Annotated in this window: 1 protein-coding gene; it reads right to left on the reverse strand. The window is 59.7% G+C overall.

Annotated elements, in window-relative coordinates; translation table 11 throughout:
* Window positions 1-71 precede the first annotated feature (71 nt).
* On the reverse strand, window positions 72-1,493 hold the full coding sequence (gene ltrA / locus CYD26_RS24680; RefSeq protein ID WP_102053909.1) for a group II intron reverse transcriptase/maturase: 1,422 nt from the start codon (window positions 1,491-1,493) through the stop codon (window positions 72-74).
* Window positions 1,494-1,552 lie beyond the last annotated feature (59 nt).

Consider the following 1,552-nt stretch of genomic DNA (forward strand, 5'->3'; position numbering starts at 1 on the left):
ATCGAGTAGGAGGCGAGTTCACACCCGCCGTCCTCTCACACCACCGTGCGTACGGTTCCGTACACGGCGGTTCAGGTTATACGGCTAAGCCGGTTGATCGTATCCAGTATCGAGACAAGCCCAAGGCGATCCCATAGTTTCTTCGGTAGCGCCTGATTCATATGTGGCGCACCCGAGTTCCACCATGGGCCCCTGCCATTGGAGGTCGATTTACAGGCACGCTCTGCACCCAGCCCCAGCCGTATCAGGTTGCGGGCTCTCGTCGAGGGCTGCTTCCATTGTCGCCAGATAACACAGCGCAGTTTGTGCCTGACCCACCCGTCCAACTCCTCAAGCGGGCGCTTGCTCTGGCTGAGTTTGAAGTAGCTCGCCCACCCTCGTAACACGGGGTTCAGCCGCTCGATAATGCGGGCCATCTTGCGACCTCGCACACCGCGCAGTAGCTCTCTGAGCCGGCCGCGCAAGCGGTCAAGACTCATCGCCGCCACTCTCAGTCTGGGCTGCCGATGCCGACTCATCCCATAACCCAAATAGCTGCAACTCCAGGCCCTCGCTACCTGGCTTTTGTTCCGATTCACCGTCAATTTCAGACGTTGCTTCAGGAAGCGCTCGACACTGGCCAGTACACGTTCGCCAGACCGATGACTACGCACATAAATGTTCGCATCATCGGCATAGCGCACGAAGCGATGACCCCGCCGCTCCAGCTCACGATCAAGTTCGTCGAGCAGGATGTTCGACAGCAACGGCGAGAGCGGGCCGCCTTGCGGCGTCCCTTCCTGCCGGGGGCTGACGACACCGCCCGACATGACCCCTGCTTCAAGGTAACGGCGGATGAGCCTGAGCACGCATTTGTCTTCGACCCGACGCTCGATACAAGCCATAAGGATGTCGTGGTTGACCCGATCAAAGAACTTCTCCAGATCAAGTTCCACACACCAGCGGTGGCCCGCCTCCACATGGGAACGGGCCGTTTCAACGGCTTGATGAGTGCTTCTGCCCGGACGAAAGCCGTAGCTGTAGTCCGAAAACAACGGATCGAAGATTGGCGTGAGTTGTTGCTGCAATGCTTGCTGGATCAGGCGATCCACGACGCTGGGGATACCCAGTTGTCGTGTTCCGCCTTGCGGTTTGGGGATTTCAACCGCTCGCACTGCCTGGGGATGGTACTCACCGGCCAGCAACCTGGCCTTGAGGATTGGCCAATACTGTTTCACGTAGCCAGCCAGGTCAGCGACCGTCATGCCATCGGCACCCGGCGCTCCCTTGTTGCTGACCACACGCTGATACGCACGCCTGAGGTTCGCCGGTGCAAGCACCCGCTCCATCAGCGTGTCCGGCTCCGCGTTCGTCCCCGTCACTGACGCCCTTGGTACCTCTGCACTGCCAGCCCTCATCCTCGGCTTCTGGCCGGGACCTCGACTGACAGATTCCTGTGTGGGAATTTTCTGCATTACGGCTACCAACGAGACAGTGACGCCTACTGGCGGCATAACCTGTTCGGCCCTTGGTGGCGCGGTTAACCGCCACTTACTACGGCTTCGGCTGACTT

It is taken from the genome of Pseudomonas sp. FFUP_PS_473, from assembly GCF_002858665.1.
Taxonomy (GTDB): domain Bacteria; phylum Pseudomonadota; class Gammaproteobacteria; order Pseudomonadales; family Pseudomonadaceae; genus Aquipseudomonas; species Aquipseudomonas defluvii.